Annotated in this window: 26 protein-coding genes; 17 read left to right on the forward strand and 9 right to left on the reverse strand. The window is 68.0% G+C overall.

Translation table 11 applies throughout. The features are described 5' to 3' along the window. Nucleotides 1–19: 19 nt before the first annotated feature. Nucleotides 20–871: a metallophosphoesterase gene (locus P6144_RS06650; RefSeq protein ID WP_277766952.1), complete on the reverse strand. Its 852-nt coding sequence runs from the start codon at nucleotides 869–871 to the stop codon at nucleotides 20–22. Between the two features lie 52 nt (nucleotides 872–923). On the opposite strand from P6144_RS06650, the gene P6144_RS06655 reads away from it, so the two are divergent. The 4 genes from P6144_RS06655 (at nucleotide 924) to P6144_RS06670 (ending at nucleotide 4,951) form a co-directional block, all read left to right on the forward strand. Further along, a complete protein-coding gene (locus P6144_RS06655; protein ID WP_277766953.1) occupies nucleotides 924–2,501 on the forward strand; it encodes a cisplatin damage response ATP-dependent DNA ligase in 1,578 nt (525 codons plus the stop codon). Between the two features lie 63 nt (nucleotides 2,502–2,564). Next, nucleotides 2,565–3,629, forward strand: a complete 1,065-nt coding sequence (locus tag P6144_RS06660; protein ID WP_347275371.1) for a M28 family metallopeptidase — start codon at nucleotides 2,565–2,567, stop codon at nucleotides 3,627–3,629. Between the two features lie 51 nt (nucleotides 3,630–3,680). Beyond that, a complete protein-coding gene (locus P6144_RS06665) occupies nucleotides 3,681–4,121 on the forward strand; it encodes a hypothetical protein (protein ID WP_277766954.1) in 441 nt (146 codons plus the stop codon). Next, nucleotides 4,118–4,951 carry a DMT family transporter gene (locus tag P6144_RS06670; RefSeq protein ID WP_277766955.1) on the forward strand — a complete coding sequence of 278 codons (834 nt, stop codon included), beginning with the start codon at nucleotides 4,118–4,120 and terminating at the stop codon, nucleotides 4,949–4,951. The genes P6144_RS06665 and P6144_RS06670 overlap by 4 nt, the downstream gene beginning before the upstream one ends. 165 nt (nucleotides 4,952–5,116) lie before the next feature. Here the strand turns inward: P6144_RS06670 and P6144_RS06675 are convergent, their stop codons facing one another. Continuing rightward, complete coding sequence (locus tag P6144_RS06675) at nucleotides 5,117–6,442, reverse strand: S41 family peptidase (protein WP_277766956.1); 1,326 nt, start codon at nucleotides 6,440–6,442, stop codon at nucleotides 5,117–5,119. A 109-nt stretch (nucleotides 6,443–6,551) separates the two neighbouring features. Between P6144_RS06675 and P6144_RS06680 the strand changes: the two genes are divergently transcribed. Next, nucleotides 6,552–7,028 (forward strand): Lrp/AsnC family transcriptional regulator, encoded by a 477-nt coding sequence (locus P6144_RS06680; RefSeq protein WP_277766957.1) that lies wholly within the window; start codon nucleotides 6,552–6,554, stop codon nucleotides 7,026–7,028. On the opposite strand, the gene P6144_RS06685 is transcribed toward P6144_RS06680, so the two are convergent. Continuing rightward, nucleotides 7,025–7,390 (reverse strand): hypothetical protein, encoded by a 366-nt coding sequence (locus P6144_RS06685; RefSeq protein WP_277766958.1) that lies wholly within the window; start codon nucleotides 7,388–7,390, stop codon nucleotides 7,025–7,027. The two genes, P6144_RS06680 and P6144_RS06685, sit on opposite strands and share 4 nt — an antisense overlap. Before the next feature lie 73 nt (nucleotides 7,391–7,463). Then, entirely contained in the window at nucleotides 7,464–8,258 is a 795-nt protein-coding gene (locus P6144_RS06690; RefSeq protein ID WP_277766959.1) for a cold-shock protein, read from the reverse strand. 212 nt (nucleotides 8,259–8,470) lie between these two features. Here P6144_RS06690 and P6144_RS06695 point away from each other — a divergent pair, with 212 nt between their 5' ends. The 7 genes from P6144_RS06695 to P6144_RS06725 all read left to right on the forward strand — a co-directional run bounded on the left by P6144_RS06695 (nucleotide 8,471) and on the right by P6144_RS06725 (nucleotide 14,298). Then, nucleotides 8,471–9,289, forward strand: coding sequence for a TerC family protein (locus P6144_RS06695; protein WP_277766960.1), 819 nt, complete (start codon nucleotides 8,471–8,473; stop codon nucleotides 9,287–9,289). 32 nt (nucleotides 9,290–9,321) lie between these two features. Next, on the forward strand, nucleotides 9,322–9,942 hold the full coding sequence (locus tag P6144_RS06700) for a ribonuclease D (protein ID WP_277766961.1): 621 nt from the start codon (nucleotides 9,322–9,324) through the stop codon (nucleotides 9,940–9,942). A 43-nt stretch (nucleotides 9,943–9,985) separates the two neighbouring features. Next, nucleotides 9,986–10,630 carry an LPS export ABC transporter periplasmic protein LptC gene (gene lptC / locus P6144_RS06705; protein ID WP_277766962.1) on the forward strand — a complete coding sequence of 215 codons (645 nt, stop codon included), beginning with the start codon at nucleotides 9,986–9,988 and terminating at the stop codon, nucleotides 10,628–10,630. A 5-nt stretch (nucleotides 10,631–10,635) separates the two neighbouring features. Further along, nucleotides 10,636–11,232, forward strand: coding sequence for an LptA/OstA family protein (locus P6144_RS06710; protein WP_277766963.1), 597 nt, complete (start codon nucleotides 10,636–10,638; stop codon nucleotides 11,230–11,232). A 125-nt stretch (nucleotides 11,233–11,357) separates the two neighbouring features. Next, the gene (gene lptB, locus P6144_RS06715; protein ID WP_277766964.1) at nucleotides 11,358–12,134 is read left to right on the forward strand and encodes an LPS export ABC transporter ATP-binding protein; all 777 of its coding nucleotides are present in this window, start codon (nucleotides 11,358–11,360) and stop codon (nucleotides 12,132–12,134) included. 116 nt (nucleotides 12,135–12,250) lie between these two features. Then, a complete protein-coding gene (gene rpoN, locus P6144_RS06720) occupies nucleotides 12,251–13,783 on the forward strand; it encodes an RNA polymerase factor sigma-54 (protein WP_277766965.1) in 1,533 nt (510 codons plus the stop codon). Nucleotides 13,784–13,911: 128 nt separating this feature from the next. Further along, nucleotides 13,912–14,298, forward strand: coding sequence for a hypothetical protein (locus P6144_RS06725; RefSeq protein ID WP_277766966.1), 387 nt, complete (start codon nucleotides 13,912–13,914; stop codon nucleotides 14,296–14,298). Nucleotides 14,299–14,532: 234 nt separating this feature from the next. Here P6144_RS06725 and P6144_RS06730 read toward each other — a convergent pair whose 3' ends face one another. Continuing rightward, the gene (locus tag P6144_RS06730; RefSeq protein ID WP_277766967.1) at nucleotides 14,533–14,979 is read right to left on the reverse strand and encodes a hypothetical protein; all 447 of its coding nucleotides are present in this window, start codon (nucleotides 14,977–14,979) and stop codon (nucleotides 14,533–14,535) included. Nucleotides 14,980–15,039: 60 nt separating this feature from the next. After that, the gene (locus P6144_RS06735; protein WP_277767416.1) at nucleotides 15,040–16,038 is read right to left on the reverse strand and encodes a ligase-associated DNA damage response exonuclease; all 999 of its coding nucleotides are present in this window, start codon (nucleotides 16,036–16,038) and stop codon (nucleotides 15,040–15,042) included. 18 nt (nucleotides 16,039–16,056) lie between these two features. Between P6144_RS06735 and P6144_RS06740 the strand changes: the two genes are divergently transcribed. Genes P6144_RS06740 through P6144_RS06750 form a run of 3 tightly spaced genes read left to right on the forward strand, consistent with a single transcriptional unit; the run spans nucleotide 16,057 to nucleotide 21,021 of the window. Next, nucleotides 16,057–18,474 carry a ligase-associated DNA damage response DEXH box helicase gene (locus tag P6144_RS06740; RefSeq protein WP_277766968.1) on the forward strand — a complete coding sequence of 806 codons (2,418 nt, stop codon included), beginning with the start codon at nucleotides 16,057–16,059 and terminating at the stop codon, nucleotides 18,472–18,474. Between the two features lie 52 nt (nucleotides 18,475–18,526). Then, nucleotides 18,527–19,555 carry a retroviral-like aspartic protease family protein gene (locus P6144_RS06745; RefSeq protein WP_277766969.1) on the forward strand — a complete coding sequence of 343 codons (1,029 nt, stop codon included), beginning with the start codon at nucleotides 18,527–18,529 and terminating at the stop codon, nucleotides 19,553–19,555. 32 nt (nucleotides 19,556–19,587) lie between these two features. Then, nucleotides 19,588–21,021, forward strand: a complete 1,434-nt coding sequence (locus P6144_RS06750) for a mannitol dehydrogenase family protein (protein ID WP_277766970.1) — start codon at nucleotides 19,588–19,590, stop codon at nucleotides 21,019–21,021. Nucleotides 21,022–21,303: 282 nt separating this feature from the next. On the opposite strand, the gene P6144_RS06755 is transcribed toward P6144_RS06750, so the two are convergent. From P6144_RS06755 to P6144_RS06765, 3 genes are all read right to left on the reverse strand, one after another. Then, complete coding sequence (locus P6144_RS06755) at nucleotides 21,304–22,401, reverse strand: ATP phosphoribosyltransferase regulatory subunit (protein ID WP_277766971.1); 1,098 nt, start codon at nucleotides 22,399–22,401, stop codon at nucleotides 21,304–21,306. 112 nt (nucleotides 22,402–22,513) lie between these two features. Continuing rightward, nucleotides 22,514–24,091, reverse strand: coding sequence for a phosphoglycerate dehydrogenase (gene serA, locus P6144_RS06760; protein WP_277766972.1), 1,578 nt, complete (start codon nucleotides 24,089–24,091; stop codon nucleotides 22,514–22,516). A gap of 125 nt (nucleotides 24,092–24,216) precedes the next feature. Then, nucleotides 24,217–25,377, reverse strand: a complete 1,161-nt coding sequence (locus tag P6144_RS06765; protein ID WP_277766973.1) for a phosphoserine transaminase — start codon at nucleotides 25,375–25,377, stop codon at nucleotides 24,217–24,219. Between the two features lie 145 nt (nucleotides 25,378–25,522). On the opposite strand from P6144_RS06765, the gene P6144_RS06770 reads away from it, so the two are divergent. Both P6144_RS06770 and P6144_RS06775 read left to right on the forward strand, forming a co-directional pair. Next, nucleotides 25,523–26,182, forward strand: a complete 660-nt coding sequence (locus P6144_RS06770; RefSeq protein WP_277766974.1) for a DUF4328 domain-containing protein — start codon at nucleotides 25,523–25,525, stop codon at nucleotides 26,180–26,182. A gap of 37 nt (nucleotides 26,183–26,219) precedes the next feature. Beyond that, nucleotides 26,220–26,909 (forward strand): extensin family protein, encoded by a 690-nt coding sequence (locus tag P6144_RS06775; protein WP_277766975.1) that lies wholly within the window; start codon nucleotides 26,220–26,222, stop codon nucleotides 26,907–26,909. The last annotated feature ends 35 nt before the right edge of the window (nucleotides 26,910–26,944 follow it).

The raw sequence follows: 26,944 nt of genomic DNA on the forward strand, positions 1-26,944 counted from the left end.
CGGTGGTGGAGCGGCGAGCCTAACGCGATTTCTGTGTCGGCGCCATTGCAACTGGCACGAGTGTAAGCAGCCACAGGTCGGGCGGCGCGCCCAGCCGGAGCGGCACCCCGCTCGCCCCCAGGCCGGCCGTGACCACCACCGTGCGATTGCCCTCGCGCACCAGCCCGCAGCGATAGCGCGCGCCGTAGCGGCTCACCTCGGGCGCGACCCGCATGCCGAACAGCATCGCCTGCCCGCAATGCGTGTGCCCGGCGAGCAGCAGCCGCGCGTCGGCGGGCAGGTCGGGCGCGACATCGGGCGAATGGGTGAGGAACACCATCGGCCGCCCCAGGAAGCGCGCGGCGCTGTAGGTGCCCAGCACATCGGCATGGCCGGTGAAATCGTCGGCGATCCCGCCCAGCGCGATCGGCCCGCGCACCACCGCGCTGTTCTCGAGCAGGGTAATCCCCGCGCGGGCGAGCTGGCCGCGCACCGTCTGCGCGCCGGTCCAATAATCGTGGTTGCCGAGCACCGCCGCCACGCCCAGCGGCGCGCGCAACTGCCGCAGCGGCGCGATCATCGCCTCGCCGCGCTCGGGCCTGGCGGCGCCGCGGGGATCATGGCCGAAGATGAAGTCGCCGGCGATCACCACCAGATCGGGCTTGAGCGCATTGATCTGGCCGACGATCCGCGTGAGCCGCTCCGGCCCCATCGCGGGATTCCCGATATGGATGTCGCTGATCAGCGCGATTCGCATCGGCTTTTCCAGCCCCGGCATCGCGACCTCGGCGCGGCGCACGAGCGGATCGCCGGTCGCCTCGCGGAAGCACCAGCCGGCAAGCAGGGCGAGCAACAGGCCAAGGCCGGCGAGCGTGGCGAGGATCGTGCGCATCGCCGAACATCGTAACGGGAGCGCATCGGCTGCGCCATGCGTTGCGCTTGTCATGCGCGCCTTTGCCGATCTTCTCGACAGCCTGATCTACACGCGCTCGCGCAACGCCAAGCTGCGGCTGATCGGCGACTACCTGCGCGCCACGCCCGATCCCGATCGCGGCTGGGCGATGGCCGCGCTCACCGGCACGCTCGACCTGCCCGCGGTGAAGCCCGCCTTGCTCCGCGCGATGATCGAGGCGCGCTTCGATCCGGTGCTCTATGCGATGAGCCGCGACTTCGTCGGCGATTCGGCCGAGACGATCGCGCTGCTCTGGCCCGAGCCCGCCGTGCCGCCCGACAAGGCCACGCCACTCACCGTTTCCGAAGTCGTCGCGACGCTCGGCAGCATCTCGAAATCGGATGCCCAGGCCGCACTCGCCGCGATGCTCGACCGGCTCGAGGCGGACGAACGCTTCGCCCTCCTGAAGCTCGCCACCGGCGCGCTGCGCGTCGGCATCTCCGCCCGTCTCGCCAAGACTGCGCTTGCCCAGGCCTTCGGGCTCGATGTCGATGCCGTCGAGGAAGTGTGGCACGGCCTCGCCCCGCCCTATGCCGCGCTGTTCGACTGGGCGGAGGGACGCGGCGCGCAGCCGAGCGCGCGCGACCTGCCGGTCTTCCGCCCCTTCATGCTCGCGCATCCGCTCGAGGTGGAGAGCGTCGATCTCGCCGACTATGCCGCCGAGTGGAAATGGGACGGCATCCGCGTCCAGCTCGTCCATGTCGCCGGCGAAACCCGTCTCTACAGCCGCGCGGGCGACGACATCACCCGCAGCTTCCCCGAAGTCGCCGCCGCCTTCCGCACCGCCGGCGTCCTCGACGGCGAGTTGCTGGTGAAGGGCGAATTCCAGGGCGGGGAAGCGGCGAGCTTCAACGCACTCCAGCAGCGCCTTGGCCGGAAGCTGGTCAGCGCGAAGACGCTGGTCGAATACCCTGCCTTCGTCCGCCTCTACGACATTCTCTTCGACGGGCCGGAGGATTTGCGCGCGCTGCCCTGGAGCGCGCGTCGCACCCGGCTCGAGGCCTTCGCCGCGCAGCTCGATCCCGGCCATTTCGACGTCTCCGCCGTGATCGACGCGCCCGATTTCGCCGCCCTCGAGGAAATCCGCGCCGGCGCGCGCGACGCGTCGATCGAAGGCGTGATGCTCAAGCGCCGCGACTCCCCCTATGTCGCCGGGCGCCGGGCGGGGCTGTGGTACAAGTGGAAGCGCGATCCGCTGATCGCCGATTGCGTGCTGATGTATGCCCAGCGCGGCTCGGGCAAGCGCAGCAGCTTCTATTCGGACTATACCTTCGGCGCCTGGACCGAGGAGGGCGATCTGCTCCCGGTCGGCAAGGCCTATTTCGGCTTCACCGACGAGGAGCTGAAATGGCTCGATCGCCATGTCCGCACCCATACCGTCAACCGCTTCGGCCCGGTGCGCGAGACCGACAAGAGCCTGGTGCTCGAAGTCGCCTTCGATTCGATCCACGAATCGAAGCGCCACAAATCGGGGCTGGCGATGCGCTTCCCCCGGATCAGCCGCATCCGCAACGACAAGCCGGCGCACGAAGCGGACACGATCGCGGCATTGCGCAAGCTGGTGACCTGAGCTTGCACCGAAATGGGTTTGCGCTAGCCTGCCTGGCTTTCCACCTGCTCTCAGGAAAACTCGATGCATTTCCGCGCCTTGCTCGCCGCGCTGCCCGTTGCGCTCCTGCTCACCGCCGCGCAGGACGCCCCCGCCCCGGCCGAGCCGCAGTTCAGCGCCGAGCGCATCCGCGCCGACGTCACCTATCTCGCCGACGACACGCTCGAAGGCCGGTTCAGCGCGAGCAAGGGCTATTTCACCGCCGCCGCCTGGGTCGCCAACCGCTTCGCCAAGCTGGGCCTCACGCCGGGCGGCGACGTCGAGAAATGGTTCCAGCTCTTCCCGCTCCGGCTGCCCAGCGGAAAGGCCGAGCAGACCTATCGATCGGCCAATGTCATCGGCATCATCCCCGGCAGCGATCCGGTGCTGAAGGACGAATATGTCGTGCTGAGTGCGCATCTCGACCATCTCGGCATGAGCAAGGAGCCGGGCGACAAGATCTATAACGGCGCGATGGACAATGCCTCGGGCGTGGCGACGATGCTCGAGGCGGCGCGCGCCTTCGCGACCAGCGGCAAGCCCCCGCGCCGCTCGATCCTGTTCGTCGCGCTGGGCGGCGAGGAGGAAGGGCTGATCGGCTCCGACTATCTCGCCCGCCACCCCGTGGTCGGCAGCGGCAAGGTGGTCGCCGACGTCAATCTCGACATGCCGATCCTGCTCTACGACTTCCAGGATGTCGTCGCGTTCGGCGCCGAGCATTCGACGCTGGGGCCGATCGTCGCCGATGCCGCGGCGAAGATGGGCGTCACCCTCTCGCCCGACCCGATGCCGTCGGAGAACCTGTTCGTCCGCTCCGATCACTACAGCTTCGTCAAGGTCGGCGTGCCGTCGATATTCCTCGTCACCGGGTTCAGGAATGGCGGCGAGAAGGCGTTCCGCAGCTTCCTGCGCTCGCATTACCATCAGGCCAATGACGACGTGACGCAGCCCTTTGACTGGCAGGCCGGCGCCAAGTTCGCGAAGATCAACTATCTGATCGCGCGCGAGATCGCCGATCGCGACGAGGCACCCCGCTGGTACGAGGGCAACAGCTATGGCGATCGCTATGCCAAGGGCGCGCCGCGGGCGCCCCGGCCGGCAAAGCCCTGATCGCGGCCGCGCTCTTGCCCCGGCGCCCGGCCTGCGCGAGACTGCGCGGCGATGGCTGACAGCAATCGCATTCCGGCACTGCCCCTGATCGCCTGCGTGCTTGCGGGGCCGGTGATTGCCGCGCTGCTGCCCGGGATCTTCTCGGCCGGAACCAGCCCGGCCGACAGCTTCCTGCGCATCTGGGGCACGCTGGCGCTGTTCGGCGTCTGCTATGCCGCCGTCGTCGGCGTGCCGCTGGCGCTGCTGCTGCTGCGCGATCCCGCCCTGCCCTGGCAGCGCTGGTTCGGCGCCGGGCTGCTCGCCGGGCTGATCACCGCCGCGCTGCTGCTCGCCTGGGCCGCGCTGACCAGCGCGCGCAACCTGATCCACGGCCAATGGGCGGAGATGCAGGTGCTGACGCTGTGGATCGTGGTGCCGCTGGTGCTGCTCTCGGCGATCGTGTCGCGGGTCGCGCTCGCGCTGTGGCTGGGCCGCCGCCAGACGAGCTTGTGAACGCCGCACTGCTCGCCCCGGCGATGATGATCGCCTCGGGCTCGATCCACGCCGTGGTCAACGCGATCCTCAAGGGCGGCAAGGACAAGATGGCCGGCCGCGCGATCATCGACGGATCGAGCGCGCTGATCCTGCTGCCCGCCACCTTGCTGGTACCGCTGCCGCACGGCGCCTGGGGCTGGATCGCGGGCACCGCGCTCGTCCATTGCCTCTATCTCTACGCGCTGGTGCGCACCTTTGAGGCGAGCGACTATTCCGCGGCCTATCCGATCCTGCGCGGCACCGCGCCGCTGGTCACCGCCGCGCTGTCGATCGGGCTGTTCGCCGAGCCCGCCGGCCCGCGCGAGCTGATCGGCATCGCGCTGATCGGCGCGGCGATGTTCGTGCTGGTGCTCGGCAAACATATCGGCCGCACCGGGCTTTTCTGGGCGCTGCTCACCGGGCTCACCATCGCCGGCTATACGGTGATCGACGCGCAGGGCGTGCGCGCCGCGCCGACTTCGACCAGCTATATCGTCTGGATGTTCGTGCTGATGGGAATCAGCACCACGGCGATGTTCGCGCTGCTGTCCAGGGGCGCGATCTTCGCCTCGGCGAAACAGCAATGGCGGCCGGGCGTCGCGGCGGGAGCGCTGTCGATCCTCACCTATGGCCTGGCGCTGTCGGCGCTGGCGATCGGCCCCACCGCCCCGCTGGCGGCGCTGCGCGAGACCGGCATGGTCACAGCGCTGCTGATCGCCACGCTCTTCCTCGGCGAGAAGGTGACGCCGGGCCGGATGGCGGGCGTCACCGGGATCCTCGCCGGCGCGGCGCTGATCCTGACGACGTAGGGGCGCTTGAACCCTTCTCCCTTGATGGGAGAAGGGAGGGGCCCGCCCGCGAAGCGGGTGGGAAGGATGAGGGTGTGCGCGCCTCCAGCGATTACGCCCGAGGATAGGTCACCCCCACCCAACCCTCCCCCATCAAGGGGGAGGGCTTATTAGGAGCCCCCCATCTCACCCCTTGGGCGAAGGCGTGCTGCTCCCGTCGGTGCGCTCGATCGTCACCCCGGCGACGGCGCCTTCGCCGGTGAAGCGCATCCGGCTGCGCGGATCGGCTTCCAGCATGAACAGGTCGCCGCCCAGCGGCACCAGCGCCGACTTGATCCCGCCGTCGCGCTGCCAGGTGAGCGTGCCATTCTCCACCGCCACAGTGCGCGGGCCATAGCGTCCGGCATAGGCGGCGAGCGGCCGTGCCGGTGCCGCCGCCGTAACTCGAGCCGCGTAGAGCGCGGCGGCCCATTCCAGCTCGGTCCTGCGCGGCCCCTGGGCCTTGGCCGCCAGCGCCGTCGCGGCATCCTGCAGCGCCCGATCCAGCGCCTTGTCGGCCGGCACCGCGATCTTCGGCGCCACGCCCTTGCCTTCCCAGTTGGTGCCATCCGGCAGCTCGGGATAGCCGACAGATACGCTCATCACATAGCCGCCCGGCAGCGGAAAATGCTCGTTGCGATAGGCGGCGCCCGCCGTCGTCTCGCCCACCAGCGTGCCGAAGCCCAGCCGCGCGACATGGCTGACGAACTCTTCCGCCGCCGATGCGGCACGATTGCTGGTCAGCACATAGAGCGGAAGCTGCATCTGCCCGCCGGGTACCGCCTCGCTGGTCGAGACGTCGGATGTCGCGCCGCGCATGTGGAAAGTCACCAGCCGGGTGCCGGCAGGCGCGAAGTAGCTGGTGATCCGCTTCACCGCCTCGGGGCTCCCGCCGCCATTGGTGCGCAGGTCAAGGATCGCCGCATCGCCGTCGCGCAGGAACGCCATCGCGGCATCGATCGCTTTCTGGCTCTCCTCGCCGGTCCAGCCGAACCCGTCATAGCGCAGATAGCGGACATTGCCGGGCAGCAGCTTCATCTCGCTGATGCCGTAGTTGCGCGCGCGCATCATCGCCTTGAAGAAGGGCGTGTCCTCGATGTCGTCGCGCTGCGAACCGCGTCGCGCCATCTCGGCCGAGCCGGCGGGATCGAAGAGCAGCTGGAGATGCTTGTCGGCCGCGACGGCATAGAGGTCGTCGTTGATCCGGCGGATCAGCTCACCCTGATCCTGCACCTCGTAGCGCCCCGCCTTGAGCCCCTTGGCCAGCGCGGCGTCGAGCGGTGCGCGCTTGTCCGCCAGCACGTAATTCTCCGCGATCGCCTTGCGGATCGCGGCGACGATCTCCGCCTTGCTCGCTGCGGGCACGGCGACCGCGCCCGGGCCCGGTCCGGGGCCGGGGCCCATCGGCTGCTGGGCAAGCGCGGGGCCGGCCAGGCAAGTGGCGGCAAGTGCGGCGATAAGCACGATCTTCATGGGTTCCCTCCCGGACTGTGTTACTCAGATAACACTGCATGACGCAGGCGCCGGGCATAAGGCGCGCAATTTCGGCTGACCTCTTGCCAAATTCTGGCATAGTCCACGCATGAAACCCCAGGACGACATGGACCTGCGCATCCTCGCGCTGCTCCAGCAGGATGCGCTGATGACTGCCGATGTGCTGGCCGAGCGGCTGCCGCTCTCGCCCAGCGCGATCGCGCGGCGCATCCGCCGGATGCGTGCCGACGGCACAGTCGCCGCCGATGTCGCGATCGTCTCGGAGGACGTGGGCCCGTTCCTCTCGGCGCTGATCCATGTCCAGTTCGACCGGCATTCGCTCGATGCGGTCCAGGGTTTCCAGCGCCGGCTGGTCGCCAGCCCGCACGTCCAGATGCTGCTCGAAATCACCGGCAGCTTCGACATCGTCCTGCTCGTCTCGGCGCGCGACATGGACTCGTTCAACGCGCTGGTCGATTCGCTGCTCGGCGGCGATCCCGTCGTGCGCCGCTACGAGACCAGCTTCGTCAAGCGTCGCCGCAAATTCACCCCCGCACTGCCGCTGCACGAGCTGCTGGAGGGCTAGGAGAAGTGGAACCAGTAGATGCCTTCGCCCACGGCAGAATAGCCGGTCCGCGCGGGCGGGCGCCGGGCGGGGTCGCGCGGAACGAAATAGCCCCAGCTGTCGTCGAAATAGATCTTGGTCACGATCTCGACGCCGTCCGCGTCGATCCGCACCCATTCGGGCCGTAGCGACGCGATCGCACGCGGCCAGCGCCTCTCCGGGACCCGCGACGAGGCATCGACCGGCGGATCTGCCATCAGGGCCCGCGCCTCGGCACGAATCGCCGCAAGCTGCGCGGGATCGCGAATCGGGTTCGGTCCGCAACCGGCAAGCAGCGCGGGCACCGCCAGGATCGTCATGCCGATTCGCACCCGGTTCGCCATTCGCCCCTTCCGAAAACAAAAGGGCCGGAGGTTTCCCCCCGGCCCCTGTGTCTTGCTAGCCTGAAGGCTGGCCTCAGCTCGACGGCGTGAGGTTCACCGCGGCGTACTTGCCGCGACGATCGACCTCGAGCTCGAACTCGAGACGGTCGCCTTCGTTGAGCGTCGGCATGCCGGCACGCTCGACGGCCGAGATGTGCACGAACGCATCGGGCTGGCCATCGTCGCGCTGAATGAAGCCGAAGCCCTTCATCGCGTTGAAGAACTTGACCGTGCCGGTCGCCTTCTCGCCGGTCAGCTGGCGCTGCGGGCCGCCGCGGTCGCCGCCGAAGCCGCCACCACCACGATCCTCGCGCGGCGCGCGCTCCTCGACCGGCATCGGCTCGCCGTCGATCTTGAGCTCGGTGGCCGAGATGCGGCCGCCGCGATCGACGAGCGTGAAGCCGAGCGGCTGGCCCTCGGCCAGGCCGGTGAGGCCCGCCTGCTCGACCGCCGAGATGTGCACGAAGACGTCTTCGCCGCCATCGTCACGGACGACGAAGCCGAAGCCCTTCTGCGCGTTGAAGAACTTAACGACGCCGGTGCCTTCGCCGATGACCTGCGGGGGCATGCGGTTGCCGCCGCCGAAGCCGCCGCCACCACCGCCGCCGAAGCCGCCACCGCCGCCGCCGCGGTAACCACCGCCGCCGCCACCACCGTAGCCGCCGCCACCACCGCCGCCAAAGCGATCACCGCCGCCGAAGCCGCCGCGATCCCCAAAGCCACCGCCGCCGTAGCTGCTGCTGCCACCGAAATCATCACCGCCGAAGCCATCACGCTTGTCGCGGCCACGTCCGCCGCGATCCCCACGGCGCCCTCTATCGAAACTCATGCCCTGTTCGTCTTCCCGGTTCGCCCACAAATCAAATCAAAAGCCAAGCGCCGGACGAAAAACGCAGGTCTTCCAGCGCAAAAACTTGCGCCATAGAATCGGGCATAGCCCAAAATTGTACAGCGAGCGAACGAAATTCGACTTGCATTGGGCGAACCATCGTTAACCGCGGCGCTTGCGCCACAGCAGGGCGCGCGGCAGAGGTAGCCGCCATGGACGCGATCCTCGAACTGCTCGCCAGTCCGGCCGCCTGGGCCGCGCTCGTCACGCTCATCGTGATGGAGGTGGTGCTCGGCATCGACAACCTGATCTTCATCTCGATTCTCTCGAACAAATTGCCCGAGGAGCAGCGCCAGCGCGCCCGCCGAGTCGGCATCAGCCTGGCGCTGGTGATGCGCCTGGGGCTGCTCACCGCGATCAGCTGGATCATCAGCCTGAAGAACACGGTGTTCTCGCTCGGCATCCACGGCCCGCTCGATTCGCACGGCGAGCGCGCCTTCGAGACCGATTTCTCGTGGAAGGACCTGATCCTGCTCGCCGGCGGCCTGTTCCTGATGTGGAAGGCGACCACCGAGATCCACCATTCGGTCGACGAGGAGGAAGGTCCGGGCGAGGACCAGCTGCTCGACAAGACGAAGAAGGTCGCGTCGATCACCTTCGCCTCCGCGATTGTCCAGATCCTGCTGCTCGACATCGTCTTCTCGGTCGATTCGATCCTGACCGCGGTCGGCATGACCGAGCATGTGCAGATCATGTATGTCGCGGTGATCGTCGCGGTCGGCACGATGCTGCTCGCCGCCGATCCGCTCGCCAATTTCATCAACCGCAATCCCAGCGTGGTGATGCTGGCGCTCGGCTTCCTGCTGATGATCGGCATGGTGCTGATCGGCGAGGCGTTCGGCGCGCATATCCCCAAGGGCTATATCTACACCGCGATGGGCTTCTCCGCGGCGGTCGAGGGGCTCAACATCTGGCAGCGCGGCGCCCGCGCCCGCAAGGCTGCCGCCAAACAGGATGACCCCGGCCATTGAGCCCGGCGGCGAACGAGTCTAGGCGACCTGACATGACTGTGCATTTCCACGAAGAAGATATCCCCGAGGGCCTGTTCGCGCCGGGCGCCTCGATCGCCGTCGACACCGAGACGATGGGGCTGATCACGCCGCGTGACCGGCTGTGCGTCGTCCAGCTCTCGGACGGCTCGGGCGACGAGCATCTCGTCCGTTTCGGCCCGCGCTCGTCGTACGACGCGCCCAACCTGCGCATGCTGCTCGCCGATCCCGAGCGGCTGAAGCTCTATCATTTCGCCCGCTTCGATCTGGCGGCGATCCGCTTCTATCTCGGCGTCACTGCCGGGCCGGTCTATTGCACCAAGATCGCCTCGCGGCTGGTGCGCACCTATACCGATCGCCACGGCCTCAAGGACCTCGCGCGCGAGCTGGTCGGCGTCGAGATTTCGAAGCAGCAGCAGAGCTCGGATTGGGGCGGCCCCGAACTTTCCGACCCGCAGCGTGAATACGCAGCGTCCGACGTGCGTTACCTGCACGCAATGAAGCTGGAACTCGACAAACGCCTCGAACGCGAAGGCCGCACCGATCTCGCCCAGGCGTGTTTCGAATTCCTCCCGGCCCGCGCCGAGCTCGACCTCGCCGGCTGGCCCGAAACCGACATTTTCGCGCATATGTGATGCCGAGCATGCGCCACACCGCCACTCCCGCTAGGAGCAACTGATGTCCGAGGTCGCGGCGCGCCTTCGTTCGCAGAAGCGCGGCTGGGCGCATCCCGGCAGCGCGCATGACCGTGTCGTGCGCCTGTCGCTCTTCTTCCTGCCGATCGGGATCGGCGTGCTTTCGGCGTTTCTGGTGGTGGCGCCGCTGCTGACCAAGGGCGATGTCAGCTTCGTGCTCGACAAGAACAAGGTCGACATGGCGACCGAGCGGCTCCGTCTCGAATCGGCGGTCTATCGCGGCGAGGACGAGAAGGGCCAGGCCTTCCGCCTCAACGCCGGCTCGGCGATCCAGAAGAGCTCGGCCGAGCCGATCGTCCAGCTCAACAACCTCGCCGCCGAGATCAACCTGCCCGAGGGCCCCGCGACGCTGAAGGCGGACAAGGGCCATTACGACCTCGACAAGGAGCAGGTCTCGGTCGATGGCCCGGTCAAGTTCCAGACGTCGGACGGCTATGTCCTCGACACGCAGAACGCCACCGTCGATCTCAAGACCCGCAAGATGGAAAGCGGCGGCGCAGTAACCGGCAAGACGCCGACGGGCGTATTCAGCGCCAACAAGCTGACTGCCGACTTGGAAAACCGCACCATCTCCCTAGATGGCAATGCACGCTTGCGGATTACCCCCAAGCGCGCGAATAGGCGCTAGACCATATGATCCGTGCGACTGCCCTGCTTCCGATCGGCTTCACGCTGGCGCTCCTCGCCGCCGCGCCCGCGGCCGCGCAGCAGCGGCATGACAGCAATGCGCCGATCGATTTCGACGCCCAGCATATCGAGCTGCAGGACAAGGCGAACCGCGTGACGCTTTCGGGCGGGGTGCGGATCAAGCAGGCCGAGATGACTCTCGCCGCCGCCCGCGTCACCCTCGCCTATACCGGCCAGATCACCGACGGCTCGCCCGAAGTCTCGCGGCTCGATGCTGCCGGCGGCGTCACCGTCACCCGGCCCGATCAGAGCGCGACCGGCCAATATGCCGTCTATGACGTCAACAAGCGGATCATCACGATGATCGGCGGGGTCACGCTGAAGCAGGGCGCCAACACCGTCTCGGGCGGCCGCCTGGTGATCAACCTCGACACCGGCCGCGCGACGATCGACGGATCGGGCGTCGGCGGATCGACCGGGGCCACCGGCACGACCGGCACCCAGAGCCGCGGCGGCCGCGTCACCGGCCGCTTCTCGGTGCCCAAGCGCACCGGCGGCACCGCGACTCCGGCCGCGCCCGCCACCCCCGCGCCCAAGCAGTAATCGCCCTTTTTCAACGCCACGGCGCGCGGGGCCTTCCCTTCCCCGGCTTTCTCATGCAGGAATCCTGCCAAATAGCCGCGGGAATAACCCGACGGTAACGCGAACCGTCCATGCAGGGACCGAGTATGGCTGACGTCAACACCCTCGAAACGCCCGTCGCGGATCCCGCGCCGCTGCCCGACAAGGGGCTCGCGGTCGTCTCGATCGCCAAATCCTACGACAAGCGCGTGGTGCTCACCGACGTCTCGGTCTCGGTCGGGCGCGGCGAAGTGGTCGGCCTGCTCGGCCCGAACGGCGCGGGCAAGACCACCTGCTTCTATTCGGTGATGGGGCTGGTAAAGCCCGACAGCGGCCGCATCATGCTCGACGGCGAGGACATCACCCGCCTGCCCATGTATCGCCGCGCGATCCTGGGCCTGGGCTATCTGCCGCAGGAAACTTCGATCTTCCGCGGCCTTTCGGTCGAGAAGAACATCCTCGCGGTGCTCGAGCTAGCCGAACCGGACAAGGCCGCGCGCCAGCGCCGGCTCGACGAACTGCTCGAGGAATTCGGCCTCACCCGCCTGCGCGCCGCGCCGTCTATGGCGCTGTCGGGCGGCGAGCGCCGCCGCGCCGAGATCGCCCGCGCCCTCGCCGCCGACCCGACGATCATCCTGCTCGACGAGCCGTTCGCCGGCATCGATCCGATCTCGATCTCCGACATTCGCGACCTGATCATCCAGCTCAAGAAGCGCGGCATCGGCGTGCTGATCACCGATCACAATGTCCGCGAGACGCTCGACATCGTCGATCGCGGCTACATCATCTATGACGGCCGCGTGCTGTTCGCCGGATCGCCGGGCGATCTCGTCAAGGACGAGAATGTCCGCCGCCTCTATCTGGGCGAGAGCTTCGAGCTGTAGGATATGAAAGGCGGCGCCTTTCATATCCGTCATCCCGGCGAACGCCGGGATCTCAGGCCGTATCGCGGATGCCTGCCGCATGAGACCCCGGCGTTCGCCGGGGTGACGATCCCGGCATGAGTCTCGCCCCACGCCTCGATCTGCGCCAGTCGCAATCGCTGGTGATGACGCCGCAGCTCCAGCAGGCGATCAAGCTGCTGGCGCTGTCCAATCTCGAGATCGAGACCTTCATCGCCGAGGAGCTGGAGAAGAACCCGCTGCTCGAGAATAACGGCACCGGCGGCGACGAGGAGCGCGGCGGCGACGCGCCCGAGGCGCCGGACACCGATTTCGAGTTCGAGGAACGCGACGGCCCGGCGGACGCGAGCGAGCTGCTCACCGGCGGCGGCGAAGCGGCCGGCGAGGCCGCGCTCGACGTCGATTTCGCCGCCGAGACCTTCCACCACGACAGCGGCAGCGACACGCTGGGCGGCGCCGGGATGGACGGCAGCCTGGGCCTGACCGGCACGGGTGGCGGCGCCGCGCCCGAGGACGGGCCCGATTTCGACAATCTCGGCAGCGCCGCGCTGAGCCTGGCCGACCATCTGATGGCGCAGGCCGGCGCCAGCATCGACGGGGCGGACATGTTCGTCGCCGCGCATCTGATCGACCAGATCGACGAGGCCGGATATCTCACCGCCGCGCTGCTCGACGTCGCCAACCGCCTGAACGTGCCGCTCGCCCGGGTCGAAGCCGTGCTGGCAACGATCCAGACCTTCGATCCTACCGGTGTCGGCGCGCGCAACCTGGCCGAATGCCTGGCGCTCCAGGCGCGCGAGGCCGATCGCTACGACCCGTGCATGGCGCGGCTGCTCGACAATCTCGATCTGGTCGCGCGCGGCGACCTGCCCCGGCTCAAGCGCATCTGCGACGTCGATGACGAGGATCTGGCGGACATGATCCGCGAGCTGCGCAACTATGATCCCAAGCCCGGCTGCCGCTATGGCGGCGAGCCGACGCTGGCGGTGACGCCCGACATCTTCGTCGCGCGGCGCGGCGCCGGCTGGGCCGTCGAGATCAACGCGGCCACCCTGCCCAAGCTGCTGGTCAACCGCGCCTATTACACCGAGATTTCCTCGGGCCCGCAGGACAAGGCGAGCAAGGCCTGGCTTTCGGACATGCTCGCCAGCGCCAACTGGCTGGTGAAGGCGCTCGACCAGCGCCAACGCACGATCATCAAGGTCGCCTCCGAGATCGTGAAGCAGCAGGAAGCCTTTTTCCTGAAAGGTGTCGCGCACCTCAAGCCGATGACGCTGCGCCAGGTCGCCGAAGCGATCGAGATGCACGAATCGACCGTCAGCCGTGTCACCTCGAACAAATATCTCAGCTGCGCGCGCGGCCTGTTCGAGCTCAAATACTTCTTCACCTCGGCGATCCAGTCGGCGGACGGCGGCGACGCAGTCTCGGCGGAAGCCGTGAAGAACGCGATCCGCACGCTGATCCAGGGCGAGGACCCCAAGAAGATCCTGTCCGACGACACGCTGGTCGAGCTGCTCAATGCCAAGGGCTTCGACATCGCCCGGCGTACGGTCGCGAAGTATCGCGAGGCGATGGGAATCGGCAGCTCGGTGCAGCGCCGCCGACAAAAGGCGCTCGAGGGCGTAGGCTGAGAGACGAGCACTCGAGCGATAGCTTCGGCAGCGTAACGTTCTGGCAACACGATCAAGGCTGGTTCTGCAAGCCAACTGCCGCTACGGATTCAGCATTTGGTAGCGTGCTACGGGTTAGTACCGAGTCGATGTCAGCCAACTTCTCTTTCGAGGTCGATCCCGCGCAGAACCTCGTCCGCATCCGGATGAGCGGCTTTTTCGCGCCCGAAGACATCGAGTCGTTCCTGGCAGCGCGCGCCGAGGCGCATGCGCAGCTCACCTGCGGGCCCAACCAGCATCTGACGCTCAACGATCTGCGCGACATGAAAATCCAGGCGCAGGAAAGCGTCGAGATGTTCCGCGAGATGCTCGCCGATCCCGCCTTCCGATCGCGCAGGCTCGCCTTCGTGATCGGCCGCACGCTGGCGCGTACCCAGCTCGGCCGCGCGCTCGACCGGCGCTATGCGCGCACCTTCGAGGATGCCTGGGCCGCGGAGGCCTGGCTGCTCACCGGCTCGGACCGCGCCGCCGCCTGAGCGGCCCTGCCTTGCAATGTAGGATTTCGTCGGATTGACTGGCGCGGCGGGAGGATTTCCGCCGCTCTTTCAAATTGTTGGAAATATAGGATCGCACCCGCGCACATCTGTTGCGGCACGGCCCGAATCTAACGCGCCGTCCATGCCCGCCTTGCGCGAGCTATGTAAATTTTGGCCGGCGTCCCGGCGCGAATTGCAAAGCCGCGCCGAGTCGCCCGATGTTCGCGTGTTGGATCAGTTCGCCGGTTTGTTGGCGCCGGCGACCATCGCGTCGAAATCCTTCTTGGTCAGCGCGAGCAACAGCCCCTTGCTGTTCTTGCCAAAGGCTTCGAGCGGCACTTCGACCTTGCCCGCCTCGGTCGCCACCACCGCGGCGGACATGCTGGTCGACTCGATCTTGCCGAGCACCACGCCCTTCGAATCGCGCACCTCGCTGCCCGCGGTGACGTCGCCGGGCTTGGCCGGCACCGCGCGGCTCGGCTTGGCCTTCTCGGCCTCGAGCCGCGATTCGCGCACTGCCTTGTCGATCCGCGCCGCGCTGTCGTCCGGCCCCTTGAGCTCGGGCGCATCGACCGACCCGACCAGCACCGGATTGCCCGGGCCGGTCGCGCTCTGCGCATGCGCCGCGCCTGCACCGAGCATCAGACCCGCGGCAAGCGCCGCCAGCTTCACTGCCTTCATGATCGCCTCTCCCTCTTGTCTTTTGCCGGCGATGGTATCGCTAACAGCATCGGGGAGCAATCAGTCGTCCTCGTCCTCGAACCCGGCAAGATCGAGCGCCCGCGCCTTGACCTGGTGGAGCCGGCACCAATGGACCAGCGCATCCTCGCGGCCATGCGTCACCCACACTTCGCGCGGCTCCAGCTCCTGGATGGTGCGGGTCAGCTCGTCCCAATCGGCGTGATCGGACAGGATCAGCGGCAGCTCGACATTGCGCTGCCGGGCGCGCTGGCGGACGCGCATCCAGCCCGATGCCATCGCGGTGATCGGATCGGGCAGCCGGCGCGACCAGCGATCGTTGAGCGCCCCCGGGGGACAGAGGATGATCCGCCCCTGGAGCTCGGCCTTGGCCACGCCGGTGGCCGGGCGCAGCTCGCCCAGATCGACGCCCTGCTCGACATAGAGGTCGCACAGCCGCTGGAGCGCGCCGTGCAGGTAGATCGGGTCGTCGAACCCCATGTCGCGCAGCTCGCGGATCACCCGCTGCGCCTTGCCCAGCGCATAGGCGCCGACGAGCACGCAGCGATCGGGATTGGCGCGCAGCGCCACGAGCAGCTTGTCGAGCTCGTCATGCGTCTCGGGATGCCGGAAGACCGGCAATCCGAAGGTGGCTTCGGTGACGAACACGTCGCACGGCACCGGCTCGAACGGCGCGCAGGTGGGGTCGGGCCGGCGCTTGTAGTCGCCCGAGACGACGATCCGCTCGCCGCGATGCTCGAGCACGATCTGGGCCGAGCCGAGGACATGGCCCGCGGGGACGAAGCGGATGTCGATGCCGTGCATGCTGATCCGCGCGCCATAGTCGACCGGATTGCCCTGTTGCGGGCCATAGCGCGCTTCCATGATCGCCAGCGTCTGCGGCGTCGCCCACACCGCCCGATGCCCGCCCCGGGCATGATCGGCATGGCCATGCGTTACCAGCGCGCGGCGCACCGGTTCGGACGGGTCGATCCAGATGTCCGCCGCAGGCAGATAGATGCCCGTGGGCCGCGGATCGATCCAGTCGCCGAGCTTCGCCATCATGCCTATATGGTCGGGATGCCCGCCGGTTCCCAGCTCCCCCCGATATTGTCCGACTGGTTCGCCTCGCGCGACTGGGCGCCGCGGCGCCACCAGCTCGAGATGCTCGAAGCCGGCAGGCGGGGCGAGCATGCGCTGTTGGTGGCGCCGACGGGCGCGGGCAAGACGCTGGCCGGCTTCCTGCCGACGCTTGCGGACCTGATCGAGAACCCCGCCGACGGGCTCCACACGCTCTACATCTCGCCGCTCAAGGCGCTGGCAGTGGACGTGCAGCGCAATTTGCTCACCCCGATCGAGGAAATGGGCGCGCCGATCCGCGTCGAGACGCGCACCGGCGACACGCCTTGGGAGAAGAAGGTCCGCCAGCGCGCGCGCCCGCCGCAGATCCTGCTGACCACCCCCGAAAGCCTCAGCCTGCTGCTCTCCTACGAGGACAGCCTGACGATGTTCGAGGGGCTGAAGACGGTGGTGATCGACGAGGTCCATGCCTTTGCCACCGGCAAGCGCGGCGACCTGCTCGCCCTGGCCATGGCGCGGCTGCAGCGGCTCGCCCCGAACCTGCGCCGCGTCGCGCTGTCGGCGACGGTGGCCGATCCGGACGGCTATCGCGCCTGGCTCGCCCCGCACGGCGACATCGATGCGGTGACGCTGGTGCAGGGCCAGAAGGGCGCCGAGCCCAACATCGCCATCCTGCTGCCCGAGGACCGGGTGCCCTGGGCCGGCCATTCGGGCGTCTATGCGATCCCCCAGGTGATGGCCGAGATCGAGACGCACCAGACGACGATCGTCTTCTGCAACACCCGCGGGCTTGCCGAGCTGGTCTTCCAGCAGCTGTGGAAGGTCAACGAACTCAAGCTGCCGATCGGGGTGCATCATGGCAGCCTGAGCCTGGAGGCCCGGCAGCGCGCCGAGCAGGCGATGGCCGACGGTCAGCTGCGCGCGCTGGTCGCCACCGCCAGCCTCGACCTGGGCGTCGACTGGGGCGATGTCGACTGCGTGATCCAGATGGGCGCGCCCAAGGGCTCGTCGCGGCTGCTCCAGCGCATCGGTCGCGCCAACCACCGGCTCGACGAGCCTTCGGAAGCGGTGCTCGTCCCCGGCAACCGCTTCGAATATCTCGAAGCCCGCGCAGCACTCGACGCCGTCGAGCAGGGCGAGCTCGACCCGGACGTCTTCCGCCCCGGCGCGCTCGACGTGCTGGCGCAGCACGTCATGGCCTGCGCCTGCGCCGCCCCGTTCGACCGCGACCAGTTGCTGCACGAGATTCGCGCAGCATTGCCCTATTCGGCGCTGACCGACGAAGTGTTCGACCGGGTGCTGCGTTTCATCGCCGATGGCGGCTATGCCCTGCGCGCCTATGACAAGTTCAAGCGGCTGACCCAGGGCAGGGACGGGTTGTGGCGGGTGACCACGCCGGCTTTTGTTGCGCAGCATCGGCTCAATGCCGGGATCATCGTCGAATCGCCGATGATGGAAGTGCGCTTCAAGAACGGGCGCCGCCTCGGCAAGGTCGAGGAAGCGTTCGGCACCCAGCTCTCGCCCGGCGATGCCTTCGTCTTCGCCGGCATGGCGGTGGAGGTCGAGCGGGTCGAGCTGACCGACCTCATCGTCCGCGCCACCGCCAAGCCGGCGCGCTACGTCTCGTATATGGGTGCGCGGCTGGCGATCACCGCGACGCTGGCCGCGCGCGTGCGCCACTTCCTCCACGACCGCAGCCAGTGGCGGCGCTTTCCCGACGACGTGCGCGAATGGCTGGAGGTCCAGGATCGCCGATCGGCGATCCCGGCACCCGGCCAGCTGCTGGTCGAGACCTTCCCGCACGAAGGCAAGCACCACATGGTCGTCTATAGCTTCGAAGGCTGGAACGCACACCAGTCGCTCGGCATGCTGGTGACCCGGCGGATGGAGGCGCTGGGGCTGAAACCGCTCGGCTTCGTCGCCAACGACTATGCGCTTGCCGTCTATGGGCTGGAGAAGATCGAGGATCCCGCCGCGCTCTTCTCGCCGGACATTCTCGAGCATGAGTTCGTCGAATGGGTGCAGGGATCGGCGCTGCTCAAGCGCGCCTTCCGCGAAGTGGCGATCATCGGCGGGCTGGTCGAGCGCCAGCATCCGGGCAAGAAGAAGACCGGGCGCCAGGTGACCTTCTCGACCGACCTGATCTATGACGTGCTGCGCAAATACGAGCCCGATCACCTTCTGCTGCGCGCCGCCTGGGAAGATGCCCGGGCACGGATGACCGATGTCGGGCGGCTGGGGCATCTGCTCGATACCGCCGCCGATACGATGCTGCACATCGACCTGCCCCGCGTCTCGCCGATGGCGGTGCCGGTGCTGATCATGATCGGCCGCGAGAATGTCGCGCAGGGGATGACCGAGGACGCGCTGTTGATGGAGGCCGAGGACATCGCAGCGGAAGCGATGCGGCTCGATTAGACACACTTCAGACAGATTGCTGCGCAGCATGGGAAGGTGTACCTTCACAGGCATGAACAGGCTCGCCGCGCTCCTTCTGCTCCCGCTCGCCGCAACCGCCGGGGCACGTGACCTCCAGAATCCGAGCGAGCCGGCGCCGCCGCCTCGCCAGGATCCTGCGCTTACCATGCCGTCGCCCGAAGATGTCGAGGCGACGCTGCTCGCGCTGGGCGAGATCGACAAGCGCCTGACCGTGCCGGTCGCGGTGGGCAGCAGCGGCCCCTACAACTTCATCATCGACACCGGTGCCGAGCGCACCGTCATCGCCCGCGAGCTGGCCGGGTCGCTGCGCCTCGGCGCCTCCAGCCCCGTCCTCGTGACCTCGATGACCGGGCGCGACATGGTCAATACCGTGGTGGTGCCGGGGCTGAGCATCAAGTCGATCGGCGAGCTGCACACGATCATCGCCCCCGCGCTCGAGGCCCGCGACCTGGGCGCGCTCGGCCTGCTCGGCATCGACACGTTGCGCAACCACCAGGTGACGATCGACTTCGAGAAGGGCACGATGGCGGTGCGCCCCAGCACGAAGCGCAGCACCTTCAGCAAGCGCGACCGCGACGAGATCATCGTCACCGCCAAGAGCGTGTTCGGCCAGCTGATCGTGACCGACGCCTATTACGACAATACCCGCATCCAGGTGGTGCTCGACACCGGCAGCCAGGTTACGATGGGCAACAGCGCGTTGCGCAAGCGCGTGGGCCGCGACGCGCCCAAGGCGCAGAAGATCGTACTGACCAGCGTGACCGGCGACCAGACCACCGCCGACTACACCCAGGTGCCCAACATCCTGGTGGGCCCGGTGCGCTTCGGATCGATGCCCGTCGCCTTTGCCGACGTGACGCCGTTCGAGCGCTTCGGCCTTACCCGCCGGCCGGCGCTGCTGCTCGGCATGGACGCGCTGCGCAGCTTCCGCCGGGTCGATATCGATTTCCCCAACCGCCAGGTGCGCTTCCTGATGCCCAAGGACGCCCGGCCGAAACAGGTGGGGACCGGATCGATGCTGCCCGGCGTCCGCCCGGCCGGACAGATCCGCACCTATTGACTTTGGGCCTGTGCAGCGGTTGACCGCTGCGCATGACCAGCCTTTCGCGCGCCGCGCTCGCCTCGCTCCCCGCCGCCATCGCCCGGCCGGGGCATGATCCCGCCGCGATCGCCACCGGCGTGGTCCATTTCGGCCCCGGCGCCTTTCACCGCGCGCACCAGGCCGCCACTTTCGACCGGGTGCTCGACAGCGATCCGCGCTGGGGCATCGCCGCGGTCTCGCTGCGCAGCGCAGGCACCGTCGACGCGCTCAAGGCGCAGGACGGGCTCTACACGCTGGCGGTGATCGACCGCGAGCCGGCCACCCGCATCATCGCCGCGCATTCGGACGCGATCGGCCCGGGCGAAGGCGCCCGGCTCAAGACGCTGCTCGCCGACCCCAGGGTCAAGCTCGCCACCAGCACGGTGACCGAGAAGGGCTATTGCCTGGCCGCGGACGGCAGCCTCGACTTCCACCACCCGGACATCGTCCATGACCGCGCCCGCCCCGCCGAGCCGGTGAGCGTGATCGGCTGGATCGTCTCGGGCCTGGCCGATCGCCGTGCCGCCGGCGCGCCGCCCTTCGCCATGCTCTGCTGCGACAACATGACCGGCAATGGCGGCAAGCTCCGCGCCGCCTGCGTCGCGCTCGCCGGCGAATGGGATGCGGGCCTCGCCGACTGGATCGCGGGCGAAGTCGCCTTCCCCGATTCGATGGTCGATTCGATCACCCCGGCGAGCGATCCGGCCTTCCTCGCCAAGGTCGCCGCCGAGCTGGGCGTCGAGGATCAGGCGGCGGTGCAGCGCGAGCGCTTCACCCAGTGGGTGCTCCAGCGCTTCGAGCTGGCCGACGGGCCCGACCTCGCCGCCGCCGGCGTGACGCTGACCAACGACGTCCAGGGCTATGAGCAGGCCAAGCTGCGCATCCTCAACGGCGCGCATTCGAGCCTGGCCTATATCGGCCTGGCGCTCGGCCACGAGACGGTGTTCGAGGCAGTGAGCGACCCGGCGCTGGGCGGCTTCGCCAGCCGGCTGATGCACGAGGACATCGCGCAGTCGCTCAAGCCGGTCGAGGGGCTCGACGTGCAGGGCTATGCCGATGCGGTGTTCGACCGGTTCCGCAACCCGGCGATCCGCCACCTGCTCAGCCAGATCGCCTGGGACGGCTCGCAGAAGCTGCCCTATCGCCTGCTCGACACCGTCCGCGACCGGCTGGCGGGAGGGCAGGACGTCGCGCGGCTCGCGGTGCCGGTGGCGGCATGGATCGCCTTTCTCGCCCGCAAGGCCAGCGCCGGCGAGACGATCACCGATCCGCTGGCGGCGGTGCTGGCGGGCGCCGCTTCGAGCAGCGATCCGGCAGCTGCGGTGCTGGCGCTGCGCCAGGTGTTCCCCGAGCAGCTCGCCGACGATGCGCGCTTCCGCGACCCGGTGGTCGCGGCGGTGCCGGCATTCCTCGACGGGCGTGGAGCGGCGCTGCTCGCACGCTGATCCTACAGCGCCGCGGCGGGCGACTCGGCAAAGGACACGAAGTACATGCCAGGAACGGGTTTCCGGCGCGCTTGCGTTGACACAGTTCCGGGAAACGCGGCGCATCTCGCAGCATTGTTGCGCGAGACGCGTCCTATATTTCCTACAGTTTGAAAGAGCGGCCGGGCAGAACCCGGCTGCGCGAGCCCAGCAGGCGAAATCCTACATTGCAAGAGTAACTGTTCCCCGGCGAAAGCCGGGCCCCAACGCCGCAAGCGAGCCGGCAGAGAAGCCTTTTGACCCCTAGATTTGCTGCGGCGCCCCGTCGCGCAGCACATGCGTGCAAAGCTGCGCCTCCGGCGTGTCGTCTTCCTCCAGCGCCGCGACGGTGACCCAGCCTTCGGCGCGCAGCCCCGCGCCGATGCCGGGCGGCGTGCCGAAGGGCAGGAACAGCCGGCGGCGCGCGTCGGCACCGATACCGGCATCGAGGATCGGATCGGCATAGAGCGAGAAGCCGACCGCGGTTTCCTCGCGGCCATTGCCGTGCAGGATGGTGTAGGTGCCGCCGCGGCCGATCTCGGCGCGAACCCCCTTCGCGAACAGCGAGAAGCCGAGCCAGCTCTGATATTCGAAGCCGTGGCGCTCGGTGGGATCGAGGGTGAGCGCCGCCTGGCCGCGGATGCTCGCCGCGATTTCGGCCAGGCCATCGAGTCGCGTCGCCAGCGCCTTGCCGGCATCGATCGCGCGCAGCCGCTCGATCGCCGCATCGAACGGCCCGGCGGCCTCGATCAGCGGCAGGTACCGCGGATCGATAGCGGCGACCCCGGCGGCGTCCTTGGCGTCGAGTCGCTCGCGCAGCGTTTCGAGCTGGGCCGGGGTCAGGCTGTCGCCTGCCAGGCAATCGACCAGATCGGGCAGCGTGAAATCGACGGCGATGCCCTCGACCCCGCCCGCCTGCAGCGCCTCGATCGCGACGCGCACCACTTCGGTGGCGGCGGCGACGGTATCGAGGCCGATCAGCTCGGCGCCGATCTGGCGCGTGGCGCGCAGCGGATCGAGCTCCGAGGCGGAAAGCTTCATCACCGGCCCGGCATAGGAGAGGCGCACCGGGCGCGGATGGTGCGCCATGCGGGTGGCGGCGATGCGGCCGACCTGCGCGGTGAGATCGGGGCGAACCGCCAGCGTGCGCTGCGACACCGGATCGACGAAGCGCACCGCGTCGCGCAGCCCGCCCGCCTTGAGGCGCGCGCTCAGCTCGTCGGCGAACTCGGCGAGCGGCGGATCGACCTGCTCATAGCCATAGGCGCGCGCAACGCCGAGCACGCGCGATTCGAGCCGGGTGGCCGCGTCGGCCGCGGGAGGGAGGCGATCGTGGAAGCCTTCGGGAAGTAAGCCGCTCATGCGCTCCCCCTAGAACATTCCGTCATCCCGACGGAAGTCGGGATCTCGTGCGGCAGGCATGGCGCCATCGCCTGAGATCCCGGCTTTCGCCGGGATGACGGGAATCGTGTCGTCAGAACGTCAGCGCCATCGCGGTCTTCACGCCCGGGAGCGCGCGGACCTTGGCGAGGAGTTCCTCGCCGACCTTGTCGTCGACCGAGAGCAGCAGCACCGCCTCGCCGCCCGCCTCGCGGCGGCCGAGGTGGAAGGTGCCGATGTTGACGCCTGCCTCGCCCAGCGTGGTGCCGAGGCGACCGATGAAGCCCGGCGCATCCTCGTTGACGATGTAGAGCATGTGGCCGGCGAGATCGGCCTCGACCTTGATGCCGAACAGCTCGACCAAGCGCGGCGCCGAATTGCCGAACAGCGTGCCCGCGACCGAGCGATCGCCCTGCGCGGTGCCGACGGTGACGCGGACCAGCGTGTGGTAATCGCCTTCGCGGTCGTGCCGGACCTCACGGACGTCGAGCCCGCGCTCCTTGGCGAGGAACGGCGCATTGACCATGTTCACCGTATCCGAATGGACGCGCATCAGCCCGGCGAGCACCGCGCCGACGATCGGCTTCTGGTTCAATTCGGCGGCGGCGCCTTCGCTCTCGATCGCGATGTTCTTGAGCTCGCCATGCGCAAGCTGGCCGACCAGCGAGCCGAGCTTCTCGGCGAGCGCCATGTACGGCTTGAGGCGCGGGGCTTCCTCGGCCGAGAGGCTCGGCATGTTGAGCGCGTTGGTGACGCCGCCCGAGACGAGGAAATCGGCCATCTGCTCGGCGACCTGGATCGCGACATTGACCTGCGCTTCGGTGGTCGAGGCGCCGAGGTGCGGCGTCGAGACGAAGTTCGGCGTGCCGAACAGCGGATGCTCCTTGGCAGGCTCGACCGCAAACACGTCGAGCGCGGCACCGGCGATATGGCCCGATTCCAGCCCTTGCTTGAGCGCCGCCTCGTCGATCAGGCCACCGCGCGCGCAGTTGATGATGCGCACGCCGCGCTTGGTCTTGGCGAGGTTCTCGGCCGAGAGGATGTTGCGGGTCTGGTCAGTGAGCGGCGTGTGCAGCGTGATGAAGTCGGCGCGCAGCAGCAGGTCGTCGAGATTGACCTTCTCGACGCCCATTTCGATCGCGCGCTCGGGCGTGAGGAACGGATCGAAGGCGACGACCTTCATCTTGAGGCCCTGGGCGCGATCGGCGACGATCGAGCCGATATTGCCGGCGCCGATCAGGCCGAGCGTCTTGCCGGTGAGCTCGACGCCCATGAAGCGGTTCTTCTCCCACTTGCCGGCTTGGGTGGAGGCATCGGCCTCGGGCAGCTGGCGGGCGAGCGCGAACATCAGCGCGATGGCATGCTCGGCAGTGGTGATCGAGTTGCCGAAGGGCGTGTTCATCACGACGATGCCGGCGGCCGAGGCGGCGGGGATATCGACATTGTCGACGCCGATGCCGGCGCGGCCGATGACCTTCAGGTTGGTCGCGGCTTCGAGGATTTCCTTGGTCGCCTTGGTCGACGAGCGGATCGCGAGGCCGTCATACTGGCCGATGATCGCCTTGAGCTCTTCGGGGGTCTTGCCGGTGATCTCGTCGACCTCGACGCCGCGCGCGCGGAAGATCTCGGCGGCCTTGGGGTCCATCTTGTCGGAAATCAGTACCTTGGGCATGGGATATGTTCCTGATGCTTTTGGTCGTCATCCCCGCGACAGCGGGGATCCATTGTCGCTGATGTGGCGGCTCTTTCGACGACCTGCGTGAATGGATTCCCGCCTTCGCGGGAATGACGTTCGAATTAAGCGGCCTTGGCTTCGGCATAGGCCCAGTCGAGCCACGGGCCGAGCGCCTCGATATCGGCGGTGTCGACGGTGGCGCCGCACCAGATGCGCAGGCCCGGCGGGGCGTCGCGATAGCCGGCGACGTCGTACGCCGCGCCTTCCTTCTCGAGCAGCGAGGCCATCTTCTTGATGAAGGCTTCGTCGGCGCCGGCGACGGTGAGGCAGACGCTGGTCTTCGAGCGGATGCCGTGCAGCTCGGCGAGATGGCCCAGCCAGTCGCGCTCGGCGACGATCTTGTTGAGCGCATCGGCATTGGCGGTCGCGCGGGCGATCAGCCCGTCGAGCCCGCCCAGGCCCTTGGCCCATTCGAGCGCGAAGATCGCGTCCTCGACGGCGAGCATCGAGGGGGTGTTGATCGTCTCGCCCTTGAACACGCCCTCGGCGAGCGCGCCCTTGGAGACGAGGCGGAACACCTTGGGGAGCGGCCAGGCCGGGGTATATTCGGTGAGGCGCTCGACGGCGCGCGGGCCGAGGATCAGCACGCCGTGCGCGCCCTCGCCGCCCAGCACCTTCTGCCAGGAGAAGGTGGCGACGTCGATCTTGTCCCAGGGCAGGTCGTAGGCGAACACCGCCGAGGTGGCGTCGGCGAAGCTCAGGCCCTCGCGATCGGCGGGAATCCATTCGCCGTCGGGCACGCGCACGCCCGAGGTGGTGCCGTTCCAGGTGAACAGCACGTCGGTCGACCAGTCGAGCGAATCGAGATCGGGAAGCTGGCCGTACTCGGCGCGGACGACGTTCGGCTCCAGCTTCAATTGCTTGACCGCGTCGGTGACCCAACCTTCACCGAAGCTTTCCCAGGCGAGCGTGGTGACGCCGCGGGCGCCGAGCATCGTCCACATCGCCATTTCGAAGGCGCCGGTGTCCGAGCCCGGCACGATGCCGATGCGGTGGGTGTCGGGGAGGCGCAGCGCCTCGCGCATCAGGTCGATGCAATATTGGAGGCGGGTCTTGCCGAGCTTCGAGCGATGCGAGCGGCCGAGCGACTCGGTGGCGAGCTTCTCGGGCGACCAGCCCGGGGGCTTGGCGCAGGGACCGGAGGAGAAATAGGGGCGAGCCGGCTTGGTGGCGGGCTTGGCGATGGACACAATGGCGGCGTCGGTAACGGTATTCTCAGTCATATAGACTCTCCTTGCAGAGAGCTCGCGCGGCGTTGGGACCGCGTGGCCCGTCGACGGCCCTAGCGGCGAACCCGGCAATGTCAATTCCGGAAAGTGCGTGGACAGCGGCTGCCCGCAGCCTCAAGATGCCAGCAGGGGGAAAAGCATGGATTATGAATTCAAGGACCCGCTCGCTCTGGCGCGGGTGGTTCGGATCGCGCTGATGGCCTGGCTGCTGGTGTCGGTCTGTTACGGCCTGTCCGCCGCCTTCAGCATCGTCGAGATTGGCCGCTATCAACAGGGCGGGGCAACGGTCCAGGACCTGGAAATAGTCGACCAGGTCAGCCGGGCAGTCGCGATTCCCATGTTGCTGGTGAACCTGGTCACGATCGTCCTGGTCGCCCGCTGGATCTACCGGGTGAACAAGAATGCCCACACGCTGTCGCACGGAATGACGATGACGCCGGGATGGAATATCGGCTTCTTCTTCATCCCGTTCGCCAATCTGTGGAAGCCGTTCGAAGGCATCCGCCAGACTTGGCGCGCGAGCCTTTCGCCGAGCGACCCCTATGAGGCGCCGCTGCCCGGCTGGATCACTTTGTGGTGGATCAGCTGGATCGTCTCCACGATCCTCAACAACGCCTCGTTCCGCATCAGCCTGCGCGCCAATACGCTCGACCAGATCCTGCTCGCCGAATGGCTGGACGCGATCTGCACGCCGGTGGATCTGCTCGCGGGCATATTGCTGCTCCAGCTGGTCGCCCGGCTTTCACAAATCCAGCACGATGCGAACGATGCCGAGGCGCATCAGGCGGTGTTCGAATAGGAAGGCGGTAGCGGGGTTCGCTCCTGACGCGCTATGCATGCCGGCCATGCGCGCTGCTGCACTTGCCCTGCTCCCCTCCCTGCTTCTGGCCGGCTGCATGTTCGGCGGCGGCGAGGATCGTCCGGCGCCGCAGCCGATTCGCGCGCGTTCGGGCGGGCCGGTCACGCTCAACCTGCCGACCCCGCGCGAGACGCAGCAATGCTTTGCCGACCTTTCGCGCGAGCACGTGCGCTATTCGCCCCTGCCCGACCGCGATTTCGGCAGCGGCTGCGTGGTGACCGGCGCGGTGCAGCTGATCGACATCGGCGTGCCGGTGACCGGATTGAAGTCGATGAAGTGCGGGCTGGCGCGCAGCTTCATCGCCTGGGTGCGTTTCGCAGTGGCGCCGGCGGCGCGGCAGATGCTGGGCAGCGACCTGGTGAAGGTCGAGACCTATGGCACCTATTCGTGCCGCGGGATCATCGGCAATGGCGCCGCTTCGGCGCAGCGCATGTCCGAGCATGGACTGGCCAACGCCGTCGACGTATCGGGCTTCGTGCTCGCCGACGGGCGCCGGGTGACGATCGAGCGCGACTGGCGCGGTGGCGACAGCCAGGTCCGCGCGTTCCTCGACACGATCCACAATTCGGCGTGCCGGCGCTTCGCCACGGTACTGAGCCCCGATTACAATGCGGCGCACTACAACCATCTCCACCTCGACATGGGACGCGGCCCATTTTGTCGCTGATTGCAGGGCGGTGCAGATGGGCCTAAGCCGGTCTA

Origin of the sequence: Sphingomonas sp. HITSZ_GF, assembly GCF_029543155.1 — a bacterium.
Taxonomy (GTDB): Bacteria; Pseudomonadota; Alphaproteobacteria; order Sphingomonadales; family Sphingomonadaceae; genus Sphingomonas.

Bases quoted from the DNA above. Each gene is read 5' to 3' on its own strand.
- P6144_RS06740 (WP_277766968.1), top strand. From the start codon at position 16,057: ATGCCCGCCGGTTCCCAGCTCCCCCCGATATTGTCCGACTGGTTCGCC.
- P6144_RS06750 (WP_277766970.1), top strand. From the start codon at position 19,588: ATGACCAGCCTTTCGCGCGCCGCGCTCGCCTCGCTCCCCGCCGCCATC.
- P6144_RS06655 (WP_277766953.1), top strand. From the start codon at position 924: ATGCGCGCCTTTGCCGATCTTCTCGACAGCCTGATCTACACGCGCTCG.
- P6144_RS06680 (WP_277766957.1), top strand. From the start codon at position 6,552: ATGAAACCCCAGGACGACATGGACCTGCGCATCCTCGCGCTGCTCCAG.
- P6144_RS06665 (WP_277766954.1), top strand. From the start codon at position 3,681: ATGGCTGACAGCAATCGCATTCCGGCACTGCCCCTGATCGCCTGCGTG.
- P6144_RS06755 (WP_277766971.1), bottom strand. From the start codon at position 22,401: ATGAGCGGCTTACTTCCCGAAGGCTTCCACGATCGCCTCCCTCCCGCG.
- P6144_RS06660 (WP_347275371.1), top strand. From the start codon at position 2,565: ATGCATTTCCGCGCCTTGCTCGCCGCGCTGCCCGTTGCGCTCCTGCTC.
- P6144_RS06730 (WP_277766967.1), bottom strand. From the start codon at position 14,979: ATGAAGGCAGTGAAGCTGGCGGCGCTTGCCGCGGGTCTGATGCTCGGT.
- P6144_RS06700 (WP_277766961.1), top strand. From the start codon at position 9,322: ATGACTGTGCATTTCCACGAAGAAGATATCCCCGAGGGCCTGTTCGCG.
- P6144_RS06710 (WP_277766963.1), top strand. From the start codon at position 10,636: ATGATCCGTGCGACTGCCCTGCTTCCGATCGGCTTCACGCTGGCGCTC.
- P6144_RS06770 (WP_277766974.1), top strand. From the start codon at position 25,523: ATGGATTATGAATTCAAGGACCCGCTCGCTCTGGCGCGGGTGGTTCGG.
- P6144_RS06650 (WP_277766952.1), bottom strand. From the start codon at position 871: ATGCGCACGATCCTCGCCACGCTCGCCGGCCTTGGCCTGTTGCTCGCC.
- lptC (WP_277766962.1), top strand. From the start codon at position 9,986: ATGTCCGAGGTCGCGGCGCGCCTTCGTTCGCAGAAGCGCGGCTGGGCG.
- serA (WP_277766972.1), bottom strand. From the start codon at position 24,091: ATGCCCAAGGTACTGATTTCCGACAAGATGGACCCCAAGGCCGCCGAG.
- P6144_RS06675 (WP_277766956.1), bottom strand. From the start codon at position 6,442: ATGAAGATCGTGCTTATCGCCGCACTTGCCGCCACTTGCCTGGCCGGC.
- P6144_RS06775 (WP_277766975.1), top strand. From the start codon at position 26,220: ATGCCGGCCATGCGCGCTGCTGCACTTGCCCTGCTCCCCTCCCTGCTT.
- P6144_RS06735 (WP_277767416.1), bottom strand. From the start codon at position 16,038: ATGGCGAAGCTCGGCGACTGGATCGATCCGCGGCCCACGGGCATCTAT.
- lptB (WP_277766964.1), top strand. From the start codon at position 11,358: ATGGCTGACGTCAACACCCTCGAAACGCCCGTCGCGGATCCCGCGCCG.
- P6144_RS06690 (WP_277766959.1), bottom strand. From the start codon at position 8,258: ATGAGTTTCGATAGAGGGCGCCGTGGGGATCGCGGCGGACGTGGCCGC.
- P6144_RS06745 (WP_277766969.1), top strand. From the start codon at position 18,527: ATGAACAGGCTCGCCGCGCTCCTTCTGCTCCCGCTCGCCGCAACCGCC.
- P6144_RS06695 (WP_277766960.1), top strand. From the start codon at position 8,471: ATGGACGCGATCCTCGAACTGCTCGCCAGTCCGGCCGCCTGGGCCGCG.
- P6144_RS06725 (WP_277766966.1), top strand. From the start codon at position 13,912: ATGTCAGCCAACTTCTCTTTCGAGGTCGATCCCGCGCAGAACCTCGTC.
- P6144_RS06685 (WP_277766958.1), bottom strand. From the start codon at position 7,390: ATGGCGAACCGGGTGCGAATCGGCATGACGATCCTGGCGGTGCCCGCG.
- P6144_RS06765 (WP_277766973.1), bottom strand. From the start codon at position 25,377: ATGACTGAGAATACCGTTACCGACGCCGCCATTGTGTCCATCGCCAAG.
- rpoN (WP_277766965.1), top strand. From the start codon at position 12,251: ATGAGTCTCGCCCCACGCCTCGATCTGCGCCAGTCGCAATCGCTGGTG.